Source organism: Vagococcus elongatus (assembly GCF_003987645.1).
GTDB lineage: Bacteria > Bacillota > Bacilli > Lactobacillales > Vagococcaceae > Vagococcus_A > Vagococcus_A elongatus.
In genome coordinates this window covers 59,675-82,224 of record NZ_NGKA01000012.1, presented here as the reverse complement: position 1 = coordinate 82,224, position 22,550 = coordinate 59,675, and the positions used below count along the sequence as shown (strand labels likewise).

16 protein-coding genes are annotated in these 22,550 nt (G+C 34.7%); 6 read left to right on the top strand and 10 right to left on the bottom strand.

What is annotated here, in order from left to right; all coding sequences use genetic code 11:
• Nucleotides 1-88 precede the first annotated feature (88 nt).
• Entirely contained in the window at nucleotides 89-742 is a 654-nt protein-coding gene (locus CBF29_RS08800) for a VanZ family protein (RefSeq protein WP_126809375.1), read from the bottom strand.
• A 511-nt stretch (nucleotides 743-1,253) separates the two neighbouring features.
• Here CBF29_RS08800 and CBF29_RS08795 point away from each other — a divergent pair.
• Nucleotides 1,254-1,457, top strand: a complete 204-nt coding sequence (locus CBF29_RS08795; RefSeq protein WP_126809374.1) for a hypothetical protein — start codon at nucleotides 1,254-1,256, stop codon at nucleotides 1,455-1,457.
• Between the two features lie 307 nt (nucleotides 1,458-1,764).
• Complete coding sequence (locus CBF29_RS08790) at nucleotides 1,765-3,783, top strand: M13 family metallopeptidase (RefSeq protein ID WP_126809373.1); 2,019 nt, start codon at nucleotides 1,765-1,767, stop codon at nucleotides 3,781-3,783.
• A gap of 326 nt (nucleotides 3,784-4,109) precedes the next feature.
• Here CBF29_RS08790 and CBF29_RS08785 read toward each other — a convergent pair whose 3' ends face one another.
• Nucleotides 4,110-5,756 carry a hypothetical protein gene (locus CBF29_RS08785; RefSeq protein ID WP_126809372.1) on the bottom strand — a complete coding sequence of 549 codons (1,647 nt, stop codon included), beginning with the start codon at nucleotides 5,754-5,756 and terminating at the stop codon, nucleotides 4,110-4,112.
• Between the two features lie 930 nt (nucleotides 5,757-6,686).
• On the opposite strand from CBF29_RS08785, the gene CBF29_RS08780 reads away from it, so the two are divergent.
• The 3 genes from CBF29_RS08780 (at nucleotide 6,687) to CBF29_RS08770 (ending at nucleotide 8,550) form a co-directional block, all read left to right on the top strand.
• Entirely contained in the window at nucleotides 6,687-6,917 is a 231-nt protein-coding gene (locus CBF29_RS08780; protein ID WP_126809371.1) for a hypothetical protein, read from the top strand.
• Nucleotides 6,918-7,100: 183 nt separating this feature from the next.
• Nucleotides 7,101-7,922 carry a TraX family protein gene (locus CBF29_RS08775; RefSeq protein WP_126809370.1) on the top strand — a complete coding sequence of 274 codons (822 nt, stop codon included), beginning with the start codon at nucleotides 7,101-7,103 and terminating at the stop codon, nucleotides 7,920-7,922.
• 430 nt (nucleotides 7,923-8,352) lie between these two features.
• Entirely contained in the window at nucleotides 8,353-8,550 is a 198-nt protein-coding gene (locus CBF29_RS08770; RefSeq protein WP_126809369.1) for a DUF6366 family protein, read from the top strand.
• A gap of 1,805 nt (nucleotides 8,551-10,355) precedes the next feature.
• On the opposite strand, the gene CBF29_RS08765 is transcribed toward CBF29_RS08770, so the two are convergent.
• The 6 genes from CBF29_RS08765 to CBF29_RS08740 form a co-directional block, all read right to left on the bottom strand.
• Nucleotides 10,356-11,321, bottom strand: a complete 966-nt coding sequence (locus tag CBF29_RS08765; RefSeq protein ID WP_126809368.1) for a carbohydrate kinase family protein — start codon at nucleotides 11,319-11,321, stop codon at nucleotides 10,356-10,358.
• 55 nt (nucleotides 11,322-11,376) lie between these two features.
• Nucleotides 11,377-12,870, bottom strand: a complete 1,494-nt coding sequence (locus tag CBF29_RS08760) for a glycoside hydrolase family 32 protein (RefSeq protein WP_126809367.1) — start codon at nucleotides 12,868-12,870, stop codon at nucleotides 11,377-11,379.
• A 499-nt stretch (nucleotides 12,871-13,369) separates the two neighbouring features.
• Entirely contained in the window at nucleotides 13,370-14,725 is a 1,356-nt protein-coding gene (locus tag CBF29_RS08755; protein ID WP_126809366.1) for a NosD domain-containing protein, read from the bottom strand.
• Nucleotides 14,726-14,780: 55 nt separating this feature from the next.
• Nucleotides 14,781-15,614: a carbohydrate ABC transporter permease gene (locus CBF29_RS08750; protein WP_126809365.1), complete on the bottom strand. Its 834-nt coding sequence runs from the start codon at nucleotides 15,612-15,614 to the stop codon at nucleotides 14,781-14,783.
• Between the two features lie 11 nt (nucleotides 15,615-15,625).
• Nucleotides 15,626-16,513 carry a carbohydrate ABC transporter permease gene (locus CBF29_RS08745; protein ID WP_126809364.1) on the bottom strand — a complete coding sequence of 296 codons (888 nt, stop codon included), beginning with the start codon at nucleotides 16,511-16,513 and terminating at the stop codon, nucleotides 15,626-15,628.
• 23 nt (nucleotides 16,514-16,536) lie between these two features.
• Nucleotides 16,537-17,835, bottom strand: coding sequence for an ABC transporter substrate-binding protein (locus CBF29_RS08740; protein WP_245987329.1), 1,299 nt, complete (start codon nucleotides 17,833-17,835; stop codon nucleotides 16,537-16,539).
• Between the two features lie 672 nt (nucleotides 17,836-18,507).
• Here CBF29_RS08740 and CBF29_RS08735 point away from each other — a divergent pair.
• Nucleotides 18,508-19,488, top strand: coding sequence for a LacI family DNA-binding transcriptional regulator (locus CBF29_RS08735; RefSeq protein WP_126809362.1), 981 nt, complete (start codon nucleotides 18,508-18,510; stop codon nucleotides 19,486-19,488).
• 548 nt (nucleotides 19,489-20,036) lie between these two features.
• Here CBF29_RS08735 and lepA read toward each other — a convergent pair.
• Both lepA and rbfA read right to left on the bottom strand, forming a co-directional pair.
• Entirely contained in the window at nucleotides 20,037-21,872 is a 1,836-nt protein-coding gene (gene lepA / locus CBF29_RS08730; RefSeq protein ID WP_126809361.1) for a translation elongation factor 4, read from the bottom strand.
• A gap of 261 nt (nucleotides 21,873-22,133) precedes the next feature.
• Nucleotides 22,134-22,484, bottom strand: coding sequence for a 30S ribosome-binding factor RbfA (gene rbfA / locus CBF29_RS08725; protein WP_126809360.1), 351 nt, complete (start codon nucleotides 22,482-22,484; stop codon nucleotides 22,134-22,136).
• Between the last annotated feature and the right edge of the window lie 66 nt (nucleotides 22,485-22,550).

Genomic DNA, 22,550 nt, shown 5'->3' with positions numbered 1-22,550 from the left:
ATGCTTATCAGCTGTTTTTGAATATTTTAAAACTAGATTGGCAAAAAAATTGCGTACATTACTGCAACAAGCAGAACTGCAAGAATACTTAATTCAATAGAAAAACTGTGAAAAAGCTAACAATGAAAATCACAGGAGGCAAATATTTAGTTTGATCGTTCGTCCCTTTACCAATCGTACGCTTCTCTTTCAAAAAGAGATTGTTAACGAATGTAAAGCAGTAGTAGCCTATCAAAGTTCCCAAAACGTTAGTGAGAAAGTCATTGATATCAGTGGCTCTATATAAGGTGAAGAGCTGACTTATTTCGATGGTCAACGACACTAAAGTTCCCAATAAAAACATTTTCTTAATATTATTAAATATTGGACTGATCATTGGTACTAAAAAACCTATCGGCACAAATGCGATAATATTTAATATGAAACTTAAGCTGAAGCCGTCTGCGAAAGGTACAAGTACAATATTCGGATTAAAAATAGGCTCTCCTAACTGATAGACACGGGACAGACTGCCAAGACTTGGAATCCCGAAAACATTGGTTAGTGCTAGAAGTAAGTAATAAAATAGTGCTAGAGAAGACAACACAAGCTTTGGTTTGCTGACACGGGAAGAGGCTTTTTTGATGACCCAAAAGATGATAACAGCAATGATTGCAAAACCTATCAAACTTAAAGTATTAATCATAAATAAATCTAGAAGACTCTCCCACCAGCTGAGTTGAATCGACACCCCATTTTTCAAAAGACAACCTCCAGTGATTAATCATTTGCTTTAGTATATACATAACCTCTAGAAATTTCGTCCAACGAAAGTCTGATTTTCGTTGACTTAAAACGAAAAAAAAGTGTTTTCTAATGATTAACATTAAAAAGCTGATGATTCTGCAATTTTATTCAGCAATCATGAGCTTCACAATTTTTTTGGATATCTACTGTCCCATGATTCCTACTACCTTCACCCTTATCCGCGTGGCATTATCAGAATGATAGGATAAAGGCATCTCTTCTATTTCCACAAGCTCAGTAGTTTACGGCACGCTCCCGTTAAGTCGATAACCAATGTTAGAATTTTAGCCACCACCTTGCCGTTATAGTAGAGAATGAGACCAATTTCTCTCAACCGATGAAAGTGTAAAATTCCTTCTTTTATTTTCTCCAAAAATTCTTAAAATTCCCCTGTCTTGATACAATCATTTTATTTTATTTTAGAAACGTTATACAATGAGAGTATCAAATCACAGGAGGTTTTTACTATGGATGACACCATTGTTCAGCTGCTAAAATCAATTGACGAAAGACTTCGTGAGATGAATGAAACTTTAAAATCAATCGATGACAACACTAACTTGCAAAAAAACAACTCCGCTGATGTGTTAGAAACAACACAAGATATACGGGAAATCCTTGTTAAATGGCAATACAAACAAGAAAATCCAGATGCAAATATCTATTTTTAAAGAATCTGCTCTTACGTTAAATGCCTTACGTAAGAGTTTTTTATTTAGTTTCTATTAGGAAAAATTACTGTGCGTTTTAAAATAAATCAAATGCTCTAAAAATAAAATGAATAACTCAGCTTAAAATAAAAATTCAAAAAAAATTTGAAAGAATATAGAGATACTTAGTTTATTACCCCATCTGATACATACAAAAACTATAAACCTAATAATGTTATAAAAAACACGTTTATGATACAATATAATCGCATTTGGATAAATGTGACTAGTTTTGTTCTAAAAACGAATATAATTTGGAGGAGTTCTAATGTACAAAAGAAAAATATCAGCTTTAATTTCACTATTAGCGATTGTGGTTCTTTTTTCTTCATGCGGAAAAACATCACCATCTCAAACTGGTACTAGCGACACAAGTAGTACCGCAGACACGAAAACTGTGCGTCTGCAAGATGATTTTTATGAACATGTCAATCAAGAATGGCTAAAAGGAACTACGTTAGGTGATGATGTGGAAGCCATCAGTGCTTTTACAGAAATTGATGAAAAGATTACAACAACACTGCAAAATGATTTTGATAAAATGCTTGCTGGGAGTCTAGAGCCAACCACTCAAGGCACTACCCAATTTTTAGATTTTTATCAAATGATGCTAGATGTAGATAAACGTAACAAAGATGGCGCAGCACCACTGCTCACTTATTTAGAAAAAGTTGAAAATATTTCGTCTTTAGAAGACCTAAGCAATGTCATCGGTGAGTTTACGATTAGCGGTATGCCTTTGCCTATGAATATCTCAATAATAATTGATATGAAAAATTCTGAAAAAAATCTGTTAGTGCTTGATTCTCCTTCAATCCTTCTTCCCGATAAAAGCTATTATGAAGAAGGAAATCAAGAAGGACAGAAAAAAATTAAAGAGTATGAAAAATCATACTCACGATTGTTGACAACTATTGGAAAAACAGAAGACGAAGCAGCAGCTATGGTCAAAAACTATTTCAAAATCGATAAACTGATTGCCCAAAGCACTAAATCCGGTGAAGAAGCAAGTGACTTGGCTGGATATTACAATCCTTATGCTATCTCCGATGTTAATTCGACTATTAAAACTATTGATTTTAGTAAAGCTATGGAAGAAATTATCGGTGAAGTTCCAGAAACAATTATTGTGGCTAACCCTAAATTTTTAGAAAATATGCACTTAATTATCAACGAAGAAAACTTGCAAAGTGTTAAGGATTGGATGTATATAGATTTTGCATCACAGTCTTCCGATTATCTGTCTGAGGAGATAGCAAAAGCTGAATCCGATGAGGCGGCTGCAGATAATGCTGATGATTATGACAAAGAAATAAAAAGAAAAGCTTATGAAAATGCAAGCGAGCTATTTCAAGAAGCTATCGGTGTCTATTACGGTCAAACATACTTAGGCGAAGAAGCTAAAAAAGATGTAACACAAATGACAGAAAACATGATTTCCCTTTATGCAGAAAGGCTGAAGGAAGTTGACTGGCTGTCAGAAAAAACAAAAGAAAATGCCATAAAAAAATTGGATACCATGGTGGTTCAAATTGGATATCCCGATCATCTGCCTGCATACTACGATCATCTGTCTATTGATACTGAAAAAAGTGCTTTTGACAATATGATGGCAATTCAAAAAGCTGTTAATCAAAGCCAATTTTCAGTCTATTCAGAAGGACCGAATCGAAAGGAATGGACAACACATGCGCACGAGGTGAATGCTGCCTACGACCCTCAAGCTAACTCTATCTGTTTTCCGGCAGCTATTTTACAAGATCCGTTTTACCATGTGGAACATTCCAGAAGTAAAAACTATGGAGGTATCGGGGCTGTGATTGGACACGAACTGTCACACGCCTTTGATACTAATGGCGCAAAATTTGATGAAAAAGGAAATTTGCATAATTGGTGGACAAAAGAGGACTACGAGGCATTTGAAAAGAAGGCTCAGACAGTAATCGACCAGTTTGACGGTATAGAATTTTCAGGAGGCAAAGTAAATGGCAAGCTAACAGTCAGCGAAAATATAGCTGATTCTTCCGGTCTTTCTATTGCATTGGGTGCCTTGAAAAAAGAAAAAGAGCCTAACTTGGAAGAGTTCTTTACCAACTGGGCAGCAATTTGGCGTAAAAAAATCTCTCCTGAAACCTCGCAAGAACTATTGTTGGTCGATCCTCACTCTCCTAGCAAATTAAGAGCAAATATTCAGCTCACTAATTTAGAGGACTTTCACACTACTTTTGGCATAAAAGAAGGAGACGGCATGTATCTTGCACCTGAAGAGAGAACATCTGTCTGGTAAAAATAAGGTTTGGTCGATAGCTGAATGATAGATAAATACTGACCAAGTCTCATAGGAAGAAAATCTTTTCGGTCAGATGAGCAAGGCCAATCCAATGTGTTTTACTGATAAAAATCTTGTAACGACTAATTTTGATACTTTATAATTTATTATGCAACGTTATCAAAAGGTTAAAAAATCTAAAAAACCGATGAAATGCAATGCCACACTGTGGTTGCTTCCCTCATCGGTTTTTTAGTTGATTTTATGAGGCTGTTTTGAAATGGACACGTACATAAATCAAAATATTTTTTTAAATTTTTTATCAAATTTTTCCTGTTCTAAGGTCAAAAATCACTGCTGTTCACGCCTTTGATAGGAAGATTGCCGTCTGCCACTCCATAAAGTTTCATCTGATAGCCAACCCCGCCTTGCACCGTAATCACCTCTCGTGATTCTGAGTATCTTCCATCAGGACCAAAAATATGCTCAGGGCCGTACCATTTACTGCCATCCCCCAAAGCAAAACGCAGACGATAAGTTCCAGCTGGTAAATTTATGGTGGCACTTTCTGTATTTCGGATATAGGCAGTCAGCGTCTCATTACCCGCCCCGTCCAAGAATTTCAAAAAATAATCTTTTTCACCAGCTTCGGGAGTCAAAACGGTGATGGGACTACCGGCATTTGCCCCGGAAAGCACTCCCGTTCCTGGTCTTTCTTGAGGTTTTACCAGTACCTCTTTATCGATATATTCGGTGACATCCTTGACTACTTGATCAAATTCAGCTTTGACAGTTTTATCCATCTCTTCACTTACTTCTTTTGGCAAAATGACAGAGTGCTCATAGTAGATTATTTTCACTTCCTTTTCATTACCATAAGAAAAGGAAGTATCCTTACATGCTAGGTTCAAATTGCTATCGACAGTGTCTTTCGATACCGGATAAAATTGCCCCTGCTTTTGATCTTTAAACTTCTTTTTTTCTTTCTCACCAATATCATGAAGTTTTTCTTTATAGTCTGTGACAAACTCAAGCTTAACAGGATAGTAATAATTGTTGAAAACTTCTTTTTTTTCTTTTTTCTTCTCTTTGACTTCGATTATTTTCGGAGCCATCCCATTTGGTGAAGTGCTCGCAAGCTCTTGCTTTAACCGCTTTATGAAGTCAAATTTCTGATATTCAGGAATTTCTAACACTATGGTATCCAGAAATTCGTCTTTCTGTCTCTGAACTATTGTTTGTAAAGTTTCCAATGTCTTTTCTGACATCTTTGCGGTGAATTCTTTTTCATTTTCCGTGACTGTCAAAGTTATTTTTTTTTCTTGCATTGGTTTCTCTTCTTTGCCAGATAAAAAAGATAGCAAGCTTTCATCAAGAGATTGAATCGCTTTTTTATGATAAGTTTCGGCATAATCATTCCCTTTATCATAGAAAGAATCAATCGTCATTTTAGGCAAGGCGATGTCTAACTTTGAAATTTTTATTTTTTCGATATCTGGAAACTTGATAGTAATATCATACGTGAAATTTTTTCTCTTTTTAACTTCTTCAATTTGTTTTTCATACTGGGGCTTGAGTTGTTCCTTCAAATTATTGAAGTCGATATTTTCAACAACGGCACTCCAAAAATCGTCATCTATCAGTACCAAATCCGATGTTAAAAACATACTTTTTACGAACTCGGGTATGATAAATTCATCTTCCTTTATTTTTCCTTCTTTGACCAGTTTTTCACGCATGGCCAAAGTTTCTTCATCAAACCCTTCATCATCTAAATATGGTGGTACAGAACTGCTCGTTGTAGTTTTGGTACCAGTCTCCTCTTTACCGGAAGTTTCAGTATAACTTTCAGTGCTTTTTGTTTCCTTGGTCTGGGCTTCAACTTTAAAAGAATCTTCAATCGCTTCTGCATGTTTTGATACCTTAGATGAACATGCGGTCAATATTGACAAAGAAATAACTAAAACAACCATTTTTAACATTCTTTTCATTTTTAATCCTCCTTATCTCTAGGTCAATTTTGAAATGTTCCTAACTGACAATACCAACCAACCCCGTAGTTCAAGAAAAATAATCTTTACACGAATGAAACATTGACTTGATTACTTTAAAACATTTTTGAATGCGCTTTCATTCAGGAGGAGTTCCAATAAACTGCTTCTTGATTTTATTTGTACCTGAGTCCAACAACTACCCCATCTGTTTCCAATAATACAGCCACATAAAGAAAGAGCTTTGATGATTTTGAATTGTTAAGAGAGCATCTGTTCCATCAAACCAACTTTTAGGATGAATTGAACATCACAGAAAAATCATTGGGTAAATAATAGCAGCGGATTAAATACAGTTTTCGAAAAATCTATAAGGGAATTGAATTCTTTTCGCAAATATTTAAAACACTATAGATTATAATAAGTTTATTAAACCCGTTATAAACAATTTACGAATACTTATACATATATTGTATCATGATAATTTATAAAAAAGAATATAATCTAAAAATAGTTGTCATTGTTTGCTTACAGGGCTCATATTATTGGAAATCTTCTGCTTGCAAAATAATTCATAAGAAAAAGATCTTTTCGTCACTCTGCTTCAAAATATCGATGGACTGATTACTTGTTAAAGTTGACTTGACTAGCAAAAAAATGGGCAAGTTTAGATATTCCACAGCCACTTTACCCACCTGCTCTTTAGATGTTTTTTTGTCATAGATAAAGCAGCATTTTATAAACACCTGCTCACACTCCTCAACTTATAAATTAATAATTTTCATCCAATCTATTTTATAAAAATTCGTCAGACCAAGACTGCAACATGTTTTTCGTAAGCTTATAGTGTACACATATTTATCAATATTTAAGAATTTTAGGCCATTTTTAATATTTTTGGTATAATTCTTATGAAAAGGGGGTGGTAAAATGGCACTTGTTAAGTTATTGAAAATGACTGACAACTCCACCAAGGAATTTGATGATGTGACGAAAGTCATTATTAGAAATTCTCAGGGCAGCATAGAAATCACTGATGCAATTGATATGCTAGATTATCTAAACGATCCAGATGTAAAGAGTATTGCAGTCCATCGTCAAAATGGGACAGTCAGCAAGTTCCCTATGGATATTTGGAGAATAACTACCATCAAAAATTAAATCGCTTCTAGTTTAACTTTACCAATTAATACAGGTTATCGGAAAATTAGTTTCCTTTTTTAAAATCCTTCTAAACAAAAAAGGTCATGGGTACATCCACATGACAATCTTGTCACTTGCAAAACTAAAAAAAATCCCTTAAAATGAACTTCGGATTTTTTTTAGAAAAGAGAGGTTTTAAAATTGACAAAAAATAATATTGGACTCACTGGCAACCAAATTAAATTGATTGGTATCCTCATGATGACCTTAAACCATTTAAGTATTTTATTCTTTGGAGTCATGGATAAATTTCCCATACTTGAACGTATTTCTAGTATTGCAGGCCCAGCAGTTTCATTCACGTTTATCTACTTGAGTGCTGAGGGTTACTTTTATACTCGAAATAAAAAAAGATATTTATGTAATCTGATGGTTGGTTTTTGGATTGTGGAACTGGCAAAATTTCTTTTAACTGCTTTTTTGCCATTAAGTCAGGGAATGAAAGAAATGATGTTTTTCAATATTTTTGGCGGTATTTTTCAAGCAGTATTTTGTATGTATTTGTTTGATCATCTGAAATCTGCTGCCCTTGAAAAAAAATGGCTGAAAGTTTTTGGTTTTAGTGCAGCGATTATAATGATCTTGACCTCAGCATTTTTGTTTATAATTCTTGTTGATATTTCACTTACATTTTCCTTGATTCTCAACAGCATTTTACCGATAGTTGTTGAAGGGGCGCCACTCCTTCCCCTGTTTGGTTTGCTGCTCCATATTACGAGAGATAAAAAATGGCTGCAAGGGTTGATTGCTGGCCTGATAATTCTGCCAGATGCACTGCCAGACTTGATCAACAACGGAATTAGCGGAGACTATTGGCCATCGTTACTATTTTTTATTTTCTTTTTCTTATACAATGGCAAACGCGGTAAAGGTCCTAATAAATATTTTTTCTACGCTTACTACCCTGCCCATATCGTTTTGTTTATTATTTTAAATACGTTCGTGATTTCAAAAATGTTTTAGTTGAAAACAATGTATATTTATAAATCTTCATGAAGTCTGATTCACAACTCTCAAATCAGCTGCAAGTTTTTTTAACACTTGTATTGACTTTAGAGTTAAGCGAAAATGACACCACCCCTGATCATCTAACACTGAACAGGGGCTTTTTTTTACTTAATTTATTTCAACCTATCAAATTCGCCAAGGATAACAAAAAAAGCTCGCTTAAAATCAAGGCTCAGCCTTAACTTTGAAGCCCTTTATTTGTTTGTCAACTAGGTTACTATGATCAGAACAAATGAAAAAAATAATAATAATCTCTACATACTCAAAGAAACTAGCACCACGCGGATAATACCGCTTAAAACAACCAAAATTCCCCCAACGCCTTTTCATTAAGAACGACGGGTTTATGTTATACTATATCTAACATTAAATGGAGGGGAACATCATGAAAAAGAAAGACACCCCTGAAATAAAAAGGCGAAAGTTAGTCGAAAAAGAACACAGAACAAACCCTTTAGGTACGTTAAAAGACGCTGCTAATCAATCAAAGTCAGGAGATTTTAGAAGCGGAAGTGCAAAGACAACCTTGGTTATCATTATTATTCTTTTAATTATTACCTACTTCTTAATTAAGAATAACTAATGAATTTGCGGTAATTGTATGATTTTTTACAGATGCTATGTCAAAAAATTGATTAAAGTTCCTATGCCATCATCGAGATACTACCTTACATTTGTTCCGTAATTTTTCAGATTTTTAAAAGTCAGGCATAAAACTTAAATGAAAACCATTTCACATAAATCTTTGAAGCTAACTATAATTCATTTAGTCTACATTGCTATTGATATTTGACAAATAAACTCTCGTTTTTGCTATGAAAGGGGAAGACTTGATATGGTAACAAAGAAGCAAAATTTTATTATGAAGTGTCTCTTGATATCAATCTTAGCCGGGATGTTATTGCTCCACATCACACCTGTTTTATCGCTCCGAACTCATTTATTTTTTAATGGATATTTTCGAGAAGCTTTTGTAACGAAGTTTAAAAAAATAGAGAAAAAGAAGAAAGAGATAATCAATTTACCATCTATTATATAGCTGAGCCTGCCTTCACTGACAAGATAACAAATTATGAACTTCTGACGTTCAAAGTTGAAGGAACATTCATCTATACTGCTTCGTACTATGGAGAAGTATAATTCAACATACAGGTGTTCTTAATTGAAAAATTTGTTTCCCCATCAAATGGTGATGGCGAAGAGGAGATTAGCTGATGAAGTCCCATTTCTATCTAAGCAGTTTGCTTAGGTGGATTTTTTTATCTTTGGAAGATTTTGTACATTCTAACCTCGAATAAGATGAATCTTTCAGGTAATTTTTTATTTCTTATCATAGCTAGCTGACTTACCAATGGATCAATTCATGGAGTATACCAAAGATGGGATATCACATTTGAGTGGGAAAAAGCCAAAAAAGAAGGAAATTTAGATGCTTTAATAATTCCAAAACCTTTTCCTCCTGTACAGAATGAAGAAAATTTGTTTGAGATTCATGTGCCCGCAAAACTATTTCACGAAATGAACGTCGAAGAAATGAAAAATATAATAAAAAAAGAATTAACCGGAAAAAATGATTCTGTTGCAGAGTTTTAAAATTTGCCTTATGTGTAGATCTAATATTGTTTATTTGAAAATTATTGTTGATAGAACTAAAATCGAACAAATCTCAATTATCAACAAATAATCTATCTATATAAATTTTCTTATGTTTATTTAAAAATAAAACCATGCAAAAGATTGTGCTTAATACCTAATCAATCACGGGAAAAATGAAATTTAGGCTAATTCTATCGTTTCAAAGATGTGATGTGAGCATAATTTTCCCTCTTAAAGTTTCTATTCCACTAAAAAGTTATATCTTACTTTAATTTTTTTCTCTGACTGGACAATACTTGTTTCCAACACCCTTGTCTTTCTAACATATAACCATCCTTTTACTAAATATTTTCAACAATCAAACTACGGATTCTTATGATTTTTCTGTTAAATAGGCTGGATTATTCATGAAAAGCTTTTTTTAATTTTTTCCGCCCCTTCATATTAATACATCTCTTTCCATCTTTATGTTGATAATTACTTAACACTAGATGTGATTCCTTCCTTTTGTCAATAATTTTCGAATGAAGATCATTAATAACCATATATAAAAAAGCGAACGAGAATTTTAAAAAATTTTCTCATTCGCGTTTTATCAATGATTTTAGCCGGTTAATTCTACTATTTTCAAATAAGTATAAAATACTAACCCTCTTTATTAGTGAAAGTATATTCACTATTTTTTTATAGTAATGTGAAATTGATCAGCACTATGTTATTATTCAATCTTTAAATACATCAAATAACATATTCCTTTAGAGCTTTATCCTAATAATTAAGAAATAAATTTAATCATTGATAAAGTTGCATAAAAGCTTTAATTTCTGCTATCTCCGGCATTGAGCATAGTGCTCCTTTTCTCGTTGTAACCAAGGAAGCAGCGGCATTAGCGAATTGAAGCATGTGAAAGAGTTTATTTCTATCCAAATTTTCTAAGCCCCACTCGATAATAAAATTAAGAATACATCCACAAAATGTATCACCAGCACCAGTGGTTTCAATCGTCTTTTTAGTTAAAAATGCATCTGCTTCGACCATACTCCCATCATAATAGGCCCGGCTACCTTCACTGCCCATTGACACCAAGATTAATTTAATATTATATTTTTCATTGATTTTTTTCACTCCATCTGAAAAATCACGTTCTCCAGTAAACCACCTAATTTCATTGTCAGAAATTTTTAAAATATCACAGTAACTGAGTCCTGTCTCCACTTGTTTTCTAGCGTCATCTAAAGATTCCCATAAAGGCTCTCTGATGTTAGGATCAAATGAAACCAAACACTCATGCTTCTTAGCCATATCAAGTGCTTTCAGTGTAGCCTCACGTACTCCCTCGTGAGTCATAGAAAGTGTGCCAAAATGAAAAACTTCTGATTTCTCAATGACTTCTTCTCTGACTTCTGACTTAGTTAACATCATATCAGCTCCGGGATTCCGGCAAAAAGAAAAATCTCTATCACCATTTGTTTTAGTATGAACAAATGCCAAAGTGGTGTGCACTTTCTGATCAAAATATAAGTTATTGGTATCAATCCCAAGCTGCTTTACCCGTTCTTTCAAAAAATGACCAAAATTATCATTCCCTGCCTTACCGATAAAAGCTACCTGACGTTCGAACTTACGCAACATCGCTAACACATTGCAGGGAGCGCCGCCAGGATTCACTTCAAGCAAAGGATTTCCTTGGTCACTTATGCCATTTTCAGTAAAATCAATTAAAATCTCTCCCAATGCAGTCACATCAAAAGTTTTCATCTCTACCTCCATCGTAAAACACCTTGAAACAAATTTCATCTTAGGCATTTTTTTATTATAGTGTCTTTTCTAGTTTCCAGGTGATAAGTTCTTTTATCACAAGTTTTCCTTCACCCACCGAAAGATAATTTTGATTCTGATCATCTCCAGCAAATACGTTTAAGCTGTGGTTCGTCTGATAATCATCTGTAAAGAGTTCAATTGAGGATTGATCCACAAAAACATGTATTTTCAATAAATTCTTGTCTTTTAATATTAGAGGACTCATAGTTGTTCCACAACTCCAGTTATCCGAATCATTACGGCTTACATAAAGCATTTGCCGTTTCAAATCAAACGTAGCAATCGTCGATAATTCATCATTACATCTTAAGTTTAAATCAAATGATTCAGAAGAACTTTTGGCAAGATCAACTGTCAGCATTAGCTCGAATACATTGCCATCAAAAGTAGGAATAAGTTTTTTTTCATCAATCGTTATCTCTGAAAGCTTTATCTCGGACTCCCTTATGGATTCAAGTTCTTTAACTGGAGTGAATTTCAACGTATTATCATCAGTCAAGATAACTTCCCGAGGAAGATTAAAAGAACCACACCAGCCTTCTTTAAAAGTTGGCCCCCAATCTTTCCACCATGGCATCCACTCCCAACCATTAGCCCAAGCAACAATAATACGCCTTCCTTTGGCATCTACAAACGACTGTGGGGCATAGTAGTCAAATCCCCAGTCAATATTACCAATAGTATTATAAGTAAATTTGCCTGTTTCATAGTTCATATCTCCAATTAAATAGATTGTAGTTCTTTCCTTGACTCCCATAGGTGAGAATGTCAAAACATATTTTTCACCATTGGCATTTTTCAATGGATAAAAATCTGGACATTCCCACATATAACCAAACTCACCGCGGCTTTCTGCAAAAATATTTACAAACTTCCAATCTTTCAAATTATCTGAACGGTATAACAACGCCTTCGCAAGATTATCTTTCTTAGCACTACACACCAAATAAAAATCATCTCCGTGCTTCCACACTTTAGGGTCTCTGAAATTTTCAACATCGTAGCCTTCTGGCGGAGAAGGAATCACTGGATTATTTTTATATTTATAGAAAGTAATCCCATCATCACTATAGGCCATACATTGATTTTGAATATGTCCTTCACCATAATCAGTCCCTGAAGTATACAACAGGTAGAGTCTGCCCTCGTGTTCAATTGCACTACCTGAAAAACAGCCCCCTTCAGGATGATCATCATAAGGTTCACTAGGTGCCAGAGCTATCGGTAAATACTCCCAATGAAGCAAATCATCACTAACGGCATGTCCCCAATGCATTTTTCCCCAATATGAATCATAAGGATTGTATTGGTAGAAAAAATGATATCTTCCCTTAAAAAAAATTAATCCGTTGGGATCATTTAACCAGCCTACTTCTGGCATAAAATGATATTTTTGTCGCATTACCCCCTGACTTACTTCTTCTCTTTTTTTGTCTATTTCAGCTTGAGCGCAATCAATGTTTTTTTTCATTAATTCATTTGACAAATGAACCCTCCTAACTTTCTAAACTATTTTATAAATTTAATTATCACTTTCATATTCAGAGTGAAAAAATATCCTTTTGAAATTTCTAAAATCAAGCTAGTGCTATCTACAGTAAAATAAAATCTCTATTGTTAACTTTTGAAGTGAATTTTGTTTTTATCAATTTTTCTATACAATAATGTTACTAGTAATGAAGTTACTCTGTCCATTGTTAGCTCTATAACTAAGTTCAATACAGTTTATACACTTCTGTAAGACATCAGACTTGTTGAATCAAATCCTTTTTCATATATGATATTTCAATATGCAAGAACTCAAAATACAATCAATTTTCTTAATTGGCTTCCAAAATTGAACATAGTCACTTTATGATTTTTCATGTTTGAGCATTTTTTTCCAAATATACTGAACGAGAAATCTTCCGAGATGTTTTTCCTTTTCTTACTCTTAAACAATGTCAAGACTTTAAAATAGTTCTTTAATCCTCTGATCAAGCAAATCAATTTGACATAGAACCCATATTGGGAATTGGTGTTGCTCTAAAAGCGTTAACTTTTTTGTCTAGCTCAACTTGTTTTTCAGAACCTGAGTCAAGAACTGTATTCCCTACCGATTGTTTTTCAATTAGTACCGTCTTAACTTCAAGTGATTCAGCTGAATCCGTCGTCAATAAAGCTTCTACTTGCGCTGAGAAACAAGATTCGCTTGAGATCACTTCGGCTTTGGTTGCAATGATATGATTGTTTGAAATATAATTTTCTTTACCAGCAACTACACGAATAATTACCGGAATTGCTCCTTTAGGTGAAATCTTATTTGGATTAATGCTCTCAGAAAAATGATTTCCAATCACTGTATTGCTATTACCATTAATTGATAAAAGCCCAAAAGTATAATCCAAACCGTTATCTCGCCCTTGCAAAGGTGCCCAAGGCTCATTGTCATGTAAAAAATGATTCGAGGAAATCAAATTTTCCGAACTATTTTTATCTAGTACAACCATTCCAGGGTAGAAAGCATGAAGTCTATTATTAGTTATTAGTGAACGTGTTACCCCATCAAAGTAGACACTACTTGCACCTCTTGGAAAAATATTATTCGCTGTTACTAAAAGTCCACCAAAATTCTCAGCGTAGATGGAATAGCCTTTAAAACCAGCACCAATCAAATTATCTGTAACTTTTGATGCCTGACCCCAACCACGTAATTCTATACAATTACCACATTCCGCAATGAAATTATCATGAATTGTAAGAGCATCTGCATGATACAAGGTAATAGCATGCTCCAAATAGACAAATCCCATTTCTGTAATCCGAAAAGAATCATTGGGACTAGCTCCATAAATACCTGTCTTGCCATTTGTATAAGTATTTTCAGGATTTGTTTCATTTGAACCATCAGCTATAAAATGTAGACCATCAATACAGAAATTAGAAAATTCTACAGAACTGATTCGAGGATCTCCGCTGCGATTTACATAAAATGCCGCACGAGCAGCTTCTCCTTTTTCTGATTCTGGCAAGTCGACAAGAATGCGGCTTCCTCCAGGCCAAAGTTCATGAAGATTAGACCATTCATTCTTGGGCACATTGAAACGAATACTAGATGAAGTAAAGCCGTGCCCAGAACCCTCGATTTTTAAGAAACTGATATCTATAATGACCTGAGTTTTTAGATGATAATCACCTGGTGGAATATAAATAACTGCTCCTGGTTTTCCTCCCTCATTTTCATCGCTTTTTTTTTGTCTCTCTTTGATATCTGTAAGAATACTGTTAATAACTTCTCCGATATCTTGAAACGGATCTCCCTTATCCCATTTAGTAACATCATAATAATTTTTACTCACCATTATTCCTCCTGATATGCGGCTCTTTAACCGAAACTTTTTGCTTAAAATGCCTTTGTTAACTTTTAACTGAACCAGCAGTAAGCCCTTGAACTATGAATCTTTGTGCTGCGATTGATAAAATCATCACAGGTAAGCTAAAAATCAGTGCACCCGCACACATTGGTCCCAAATCCATGCTGTAAGCTGATAAAAACTCGGATAATCCAACAGTAAATGTTTTTGCTTCCGTACTAGTCAACAAAAGAGACAGTAAAAATTCATTCCAAGATAGAAATAAAGTAAACAAGAAGGCAGTAGCTAGACCTGGTTTACAAATTGGTAAAATTATCCTAATAAAAGTTTGTAGACTCGAAGCACCATCCACACAAGCAGCTTCATCAATACTGGTTGGAATTCCTTCATAAAAACCAAGCATGACCCACATAACAAACGGCATATTTATTGCAGCATAAACGATAATTAAAGCAATTCTTGTGTCGTATAGGCCAAGTTTTGTAATCAGTTCATAGATTGGTACAGCAATACTTGATGCAGGAATCATTTTCAAACACAATACTATAATAATTAAGAAAGTAGCTATCTTAGCTCCCGAGCGTTGAATCGCATAAGAGGATAACGCTCCAAAGATTACAGCAATTAATGTACTAGATATTGCAACTATAAAACTATTTAAAATATAATCAAAAACCGGCATCCGTTTGAATAATCCTGTAAAGTTTTCCACAGAAAAAACCGTTGGAAAAAATTTAGCGGGTATAGATACTACTTCTGTACCTGGTTTTAGTGAAGAACTAATTAAGTATATATATGGAAATAACCAAACTACAGCACAAACTACAGCCAAAACTACTATCAATTTTGTATGAATATTTATTTTTTTCTTCTTCATTAGTTCCCCCCCTATACCGTTTGCTTTTTCTTCGGATTCCATAACCCCTGCATGAACACAAGAGTAAACACGACAAGTGCCACTACAAGTATCAATGCCATCGCACTTGCATATCCGACTTTATTATATCTGGTCAGTGTTTTATATATAACAACACTGATAAGTTCAGATGAACCATTTGGACCGCCCTGTGTCATCGCCCAAATAATATCAAAAGTTCTTGCTGCATCAATAATCCTGATAGATAGTGCTGTTAATAAAACTGGTTTAATGCTTGGTAACTTAACTTTTATAATCTTTTGCCACCAGTTTGCACCATCAATTGTCGCTGCTTCTAACATGCTTCTATCAACGCCTTGAAGGCCGGATAGAATCATCAGCATCATAAACGGGGTCGTTAACCAAATATCTGCAAAACAACAGGCTAACAACGACCACTTCTCATCAGCAAGCCAAAGAATTTGATTTGAGTTTTCGAGAATACCAACATTTACTAATAGTTGATTGATTATTCCGAACTGTGAACTCAACATCAATTTCCAAATTAGACCAGCTACTAGAGGTGCAATCATTAATGGGGTCATAATAAGTGAACGGATAACCTTGTTTCCTTTAAAATTTCTTTCAAAAATCAACGCAAAGATTGTTCCAAGTATTAGTTCGACACCAACTGCTATAAAGATATATACAATTGTATTTTTTAAAGGCTGTAAAAAACTTTCATTAGTAAATGCTTTAATGTAGTTGTCAAGCCCAACAAACTCTTTAATTCCGCTGGGATCAAAGCTGTATAAGCTATCAAAAGCCATTTTAAAAATTGGATAAATCATAAATACACCCATAAATAATGCACCTGGTAAAAAGAAAGCAAGTAACGTTTTTTTGGATATCAACTGCATGATCTTTCCTCCTTGTTCTTGTCTTACTCTATAATGGACTCAATTTCAGTTTTCGCATTTTTAAGAGCATCTTCAGGAGTTGATTTTCCAGATAAAGCTGATTGGACAGCTTTAGCTAAAACTTCTTCTATTTCAGTCCAAGATGGTGTGGCTGGCCTATTTTGTGAATACTCATTATCAAGCGTTTCTAATACAGCAGTTAGATGTTCATTTCCTGCATCTGAGGCATATTTTTCGTAGACTGACGTTCTTCCTGCAATTTTAAGAGAGCCTTCTGTCATGTATTTTTCGTTATTGTCATACATAAATTTTAAATAATCTATCGCTATCTCTTGATTATCGGAATTTTTCATAACACATTGGTACCATGGACCAGTCGTTGCAGCAACGCCATCGGCACCACCAATCATAGGTGCAACACCCACGTTACTTGAATTTAATGAGTAGGCAGCCGGATATTGATGACTCCAGTTTAATTGCATAGCCAATTTTCCATTATTAAACATCTCTTGTGCTTCTGTAGAAGCAATGGACAATGTTTCTTCAGGAACGTATCCTGCATCATAAAGATCGCAAAGATACTGCAACGCTTCAACATATGGCTTTTCATCTACCAACACTTCATTATCATCACTGAGAACAAGCGGCATTGCACCTGCCTGAGAGGCATGATCAAGGAAACTGCAAACAGTATCCCCAGAAGCCATACCAAACACTGCTGTTCCGTACATATCATCCTTCGTAAAAAACTCAGCACATTCTTTGTACTCATCCCAAGTAGTCGGAACTTTTAATTCATGTCCAAATTCCTTGTTAAATGCTGCTTTATTTGCTTCATCTTCAAATAAATCTTGTCTGTAAATAAGTACTTTACTATTAATCCACATCGGCAACCCTAGCAAATTATCATTGAGCGTCCCTCCTTCTTTCAAAGTAGGAAGAAAATCCGCAGTTATTTTGTCATCCACAAACTCATCAAGAGGTGTTAAAGCATTTTCAAATGCAGATAGCCACAACACATCAAGACTAACAACATCATGAGCAGCTGCCTTTGCTTTGATTTCAGTAGAAACTTTATCATACAAACCTGAGTAAGGAACAGAATCAACTATAACTTCATATCCTGTTTTTTCTTTAAATTCTGCCGCAGTCTTGTTCGCCACCGTTTCGGCTGGACTTCCACTTTCAACAAGAACTGTAAGTTTTTTGTCTTTTGCAGAATCAGTTTTATTTTCCTCCCTTCCACAACCAGTTGTTAGGAGCAACGAACTCACAAGTCCTATTCCAACAATCGCTAATCTTCTTATTGTTCTCTTCTTCATTTTTTTCACTTATTACACTACCTTTCCCAATCTCTTATTAATTAAATTTTCTTGAACATAATATAAATGTTAGTTTCACTATGAGTATCATCCGGAAATTTAAACGGTTACATCTACGAACGGTTGAAAAAATTTCCAATAGTGACATCAAACCCACCCAAACATTTATCATACCAAGCACAACATACCTATTATTCCGGTGTTAAATTAAAACCAACTCCCTTGAACTAGCAGCATGACACCCTTTACTTTTCTCCTTTCTCAATTGTTTGATTGCCTTTCTATGATTTTAGTATAATATATGAAACTTTTATTGTCAAACGTTTTCAAAAATAATTTCATTCCGATCGTGTTTATTAATACCTATCTTTCTTTTTACTTCAAAGTAAGTAAATCGTTAAGAGATGTACTTTTTAAAATTTCATTTGTCAAATTAACAAAAAGGGCTGGTAAAAGAAGTGGTTCACAATTAAACTAAAATTAGTACTGTTCTCCTTCTGATAACTGAAAATATTTTATTCATTTTTATGAAAATATTTTCATTTTATCTTGAAATATAACGTACAACGTTGTATGATAGACGTACAACATTAGAATCTCAGCCGATGAAATCCTCCCAATAGAACAACAATTTTTTGCAGGAACAATCATTAGGCATAGAAAGGTACGAGTATGGATAAAGTCGGAATAAAAGAAATTGCAGAAAAGAGTGGCGTTTCATTGACTACAGTTTCAAGGTATTTCAATAAACCCCATTTATTATCAAAAAAAACAAAGGACAAAATTCAGGCGACAATTCAAGAGCTTAACTATAGTCAAGACAATGTTGCAAGAATTTTAGTCACCGGAAAATCAAACCTTGTTGGTATTATTTTCCCTCAACTGCATCTTAGCTTTTACACGGAACTATTGAACCAACTAATTCAATATGGTGAAGAAAAAGATTACAGTTTTATTGTCTATACCTCAAGGGATACAAGAGAAGAAGAACTAGCCATGATTGATAGGCTTAAATCTTATCGGGTGAAGGGTATTGTCTTGCTTAGTCATATTTTAAGCCCTTCAGATATAGAAAAACTTGATGTTCCAATCATTTCTATTGAACGATCCGGAGGAAATTACTGTCAAATAAATAGTGACAACTATACGGGTGGTAAACTTGCAGGAGAAAAATTAATTGAAGATGGCTGTGAGGTGTTAATCCATATAAATAACGGCTACTATGAAAATTGGCCCTCATTTAAGCGTATTGTAGGATTCGAACTAGCAGTTAGAAATATGCCTCATGAAACGATTATCCAAGAAGATTTAACAGATCCTTATTCGGAAATAGCTTCGAAAGCAATGTCAGCTATCGTGGGGACTTTGCTAGATAAATATACTGACAAAAAAATCGGTGTTTTCTGCTCTAATGATGATATTGCCAACATGCTTCAGAGGGATTGTATTCGCAGAGGAATCAAAATTCCAGAAAATATTGAAATTATTGGATATGATAATTCCCCAGTATCTGATTATGCCATTTATCCAATCACATCAATTGATCAAAATATTCCACTAATGGCTCAAATTGCCATAAATTCACTGGAAACATATATTGCTCATGAAAATGTTGTGGCCGCAACATTAATCCCGAAAAAAACAACATTATAAAACTAGAAATCAACCTTAATCACAAAATAAAACAAACGACATCAGATACTCATTTTGCTTTCTTAAAGAGTCTATCTGATGTCGTTTCATATAAAGTTTTTAAAGCAATTTGTAGGTTGTCTATTCATACTTAATTTAACTCTCATTTTGTATTTCATGATCAAATTCTTTAAGGATATACGATTAAAAAGATTCTTAATGAATGAGTTTTCATAATAAAATAACAAAAAAGATGCTAAGCAGAATTTTTTTACCTGACCAACATCTTTTGATTTCATCTCCATCAGTCCAATTTGATAAGCGCTTCTTTTTCAGGACAAGCAAATTCAATTTCTGAGCCATCACTTTTTTTAGCCATAAAAAAAGTACCTCCTTTTTAGAAGATACTTTCATTCTATGCCAATCATGAGACTTAAATAAAATGTCCCACTTTGGCATATTTTGTTTGTGACAACCGCTGTGACAGCCAAAATCAGCTATCAAAGAAGTTTTATCAATTAACAGCGGACTATACACGCTTATAAATAAGGTTATCGATTTTAAAATTCTTATTTGTTTGGTGTGTCCTCATCCATCTTAAGCACTGCCATGAAGGCTTCTTGAGGGACTTCCACGGAACCGATGGATTTCATCCGTTTCTTACCCTCTTTTTGTTTTTCCAGCAACTTACGTTTACGAGAAACATCCCCGCCATAACATTTTGCCAAGACATTTTTTCGTAACGCTTTGATATTAGAACGGGACACTATTTTTTGACCAATAGCTGCCTGCACCGGCACTTCAAATTGCTGGCGCGGAATCAATGCCTTTAATTTTTCGACAATGGCTTTTCCACGATCGTAAGCAAATTCTTTGTGGACGATGAAACTTAATGCATCTACTTTTTCTCCATTCAACAAAATTTCCATTTTTACTAATTTGCTTGGTTTGTAACCAATAATTTCATAATCCAAAGACGCATAACCTTTTGTATGAGATTTCAATCTATCAAAAAAGTCAAAGACGATTTCTGACAAGGGCAGTTCATACACTACGTTTACCCGGTAAGCATCCAAGTAGTCCATCGTGACAAAATCTCCCCGTTTACGCTGGGACAATTCCATCACTGCACCGACATAATCATTAGGCACCATGATTGATGCTTTGACATAAGGCTCTTCTACATAATCAATAAGTCCTTGTTCGGGAAAATCCGCAGGGTTGTCTACGACGATTCTTTCTCCATCTGTTTTTAAAACATGATAAATAACTGAAGGAGCCGTTGTAATCAAATCCAGATTAAATTCACGTTCCAAACGTTCCTGTATCACATCCATGTGGAGCAAGCCTAAGAACCCGCAACGGAAACCAAAACCCAATGCCTGAGATGTTTCCGGTTCAAAGTCCAAAGCAGAATCATTCAATTGCAATTTTTCCAGAGCTTCACGCAAATCATTATATTTTGATGTGTCAATTGGATAGAGTCCGCAATAAACCATGGGATTTAATTTACGGTAACCTTCCAACGGCTCACTGGCAGGATTGTTAGCCAGAGTGACCGTATCCCCGACTTGTGTATCTTGGACAGTCTTGATACTTGCTGTGATATACCCTACATCTCCTACCGATAAGATATCACGCGACACTGGTTTTGGTGAAAAAATTCCCACCTCTGTTACTTCAAACTTCTTGCCATTTTGCATCAGCATAATTTCATCTCCGGGCTTCACCATGCCGTCTATAACTCGTATGTTCAGGACGACCCCGCGATAGCTGTCGTAAACCGAATCGAAAATCAAAGCCTTTAAAGGTGCATCTAAATCTCCCGTAGGTGCAGGGACTTTTTCAACAATCTGCTCTAAAATATCTTCGATACCTATGCCGGCTTTAGCACTAGCCAAAACCGCCTCACTAGCATCAATCCCCACAACGTCTTCGATTTCTTGACGAACTTTTTCAGGATCTGCTGCAGGCAAATCTATTTTATTGATGACCGGAAGTATTTCCAAGTCATTATCAACGGCTAAATAAACATTAGCTAACGTCTGTGCCTCAATACCTTGAGCAGCATCGACAACTAATATTGCTCCTTCACAAGCAGCTAAACTTCGAGAAACTTCATAAGTAAAGTCCACATGGCCGGGAGTATCAATCAAATGAAAAATATACTCCTCCCCATCTTTAGCCTTATACGTAAGTTCCACTGTGTTCAACTTGATAGTGATGCCACGCTCTCTTTCCAAGTCCATGGAATCTAATAATTGATCTTGCATTTCACGGGTCGATACAGTCTCAGTTTGCTGGAGAATCCGGTCTGCCAGCGTCGACTTCCCGTGGTCAATATGAGCAATAATCGAAAAATTCCGAATCTTACTCTGCCTCTCTCTTAATTTTTCTATATCCATCTAAAAAATTCCTACTTTCTTTTCAATCAGCATGTTTAATTATAGCAATATTTTCAAAGCTTTTAAAGTATTTTCATATAGTTGTTACCACTGTTAAAACTTCCCTTTTCAACTAGCAAGGTTATGTCAAAAAGATCTTTGACAATTTTTCATAAATACTCACAACAGAAAATCAAAAAACTCATACACTTTTGTTAAAATATTTTTTTCAAAAAAAATCCCGAAGAAAATCTTCTCAGAGAATTCCTCAGGATTTTATCATTAATCTTTTTTATTCATTTCTCGAATCAATTCGTCTATCCGACTCCCGTAGGCAACCGACTCATCTCGCTTGAAAAACAATTCTGGTGTTCTGTAAATCTGCAGACGAGCGCCTAATTCTTTACGAATTAAACCTTTTGCTTTATCGAAACCAGCTTGTACTTCTTTGACATCTTCTGCCTCATCCGATAAAGTACTGTAGTAAATCGTTGCCTCTTGCAGATCTCCTGTAACAGAGACTTCTGTGATTGTCACTCCTTCTACTCGAGGGTCACGAACTTTTTTTTGCAGAATATCATTAACTTCTTTTTGGATTTCCTGCGCTACTCTACGTGCACGATATTTTGTCATGGTCTTCTCCTCTTACTTATCAGCCTGATTTCCAGCTCACTAAAGATTGACTTGTTAAAAGTAAAA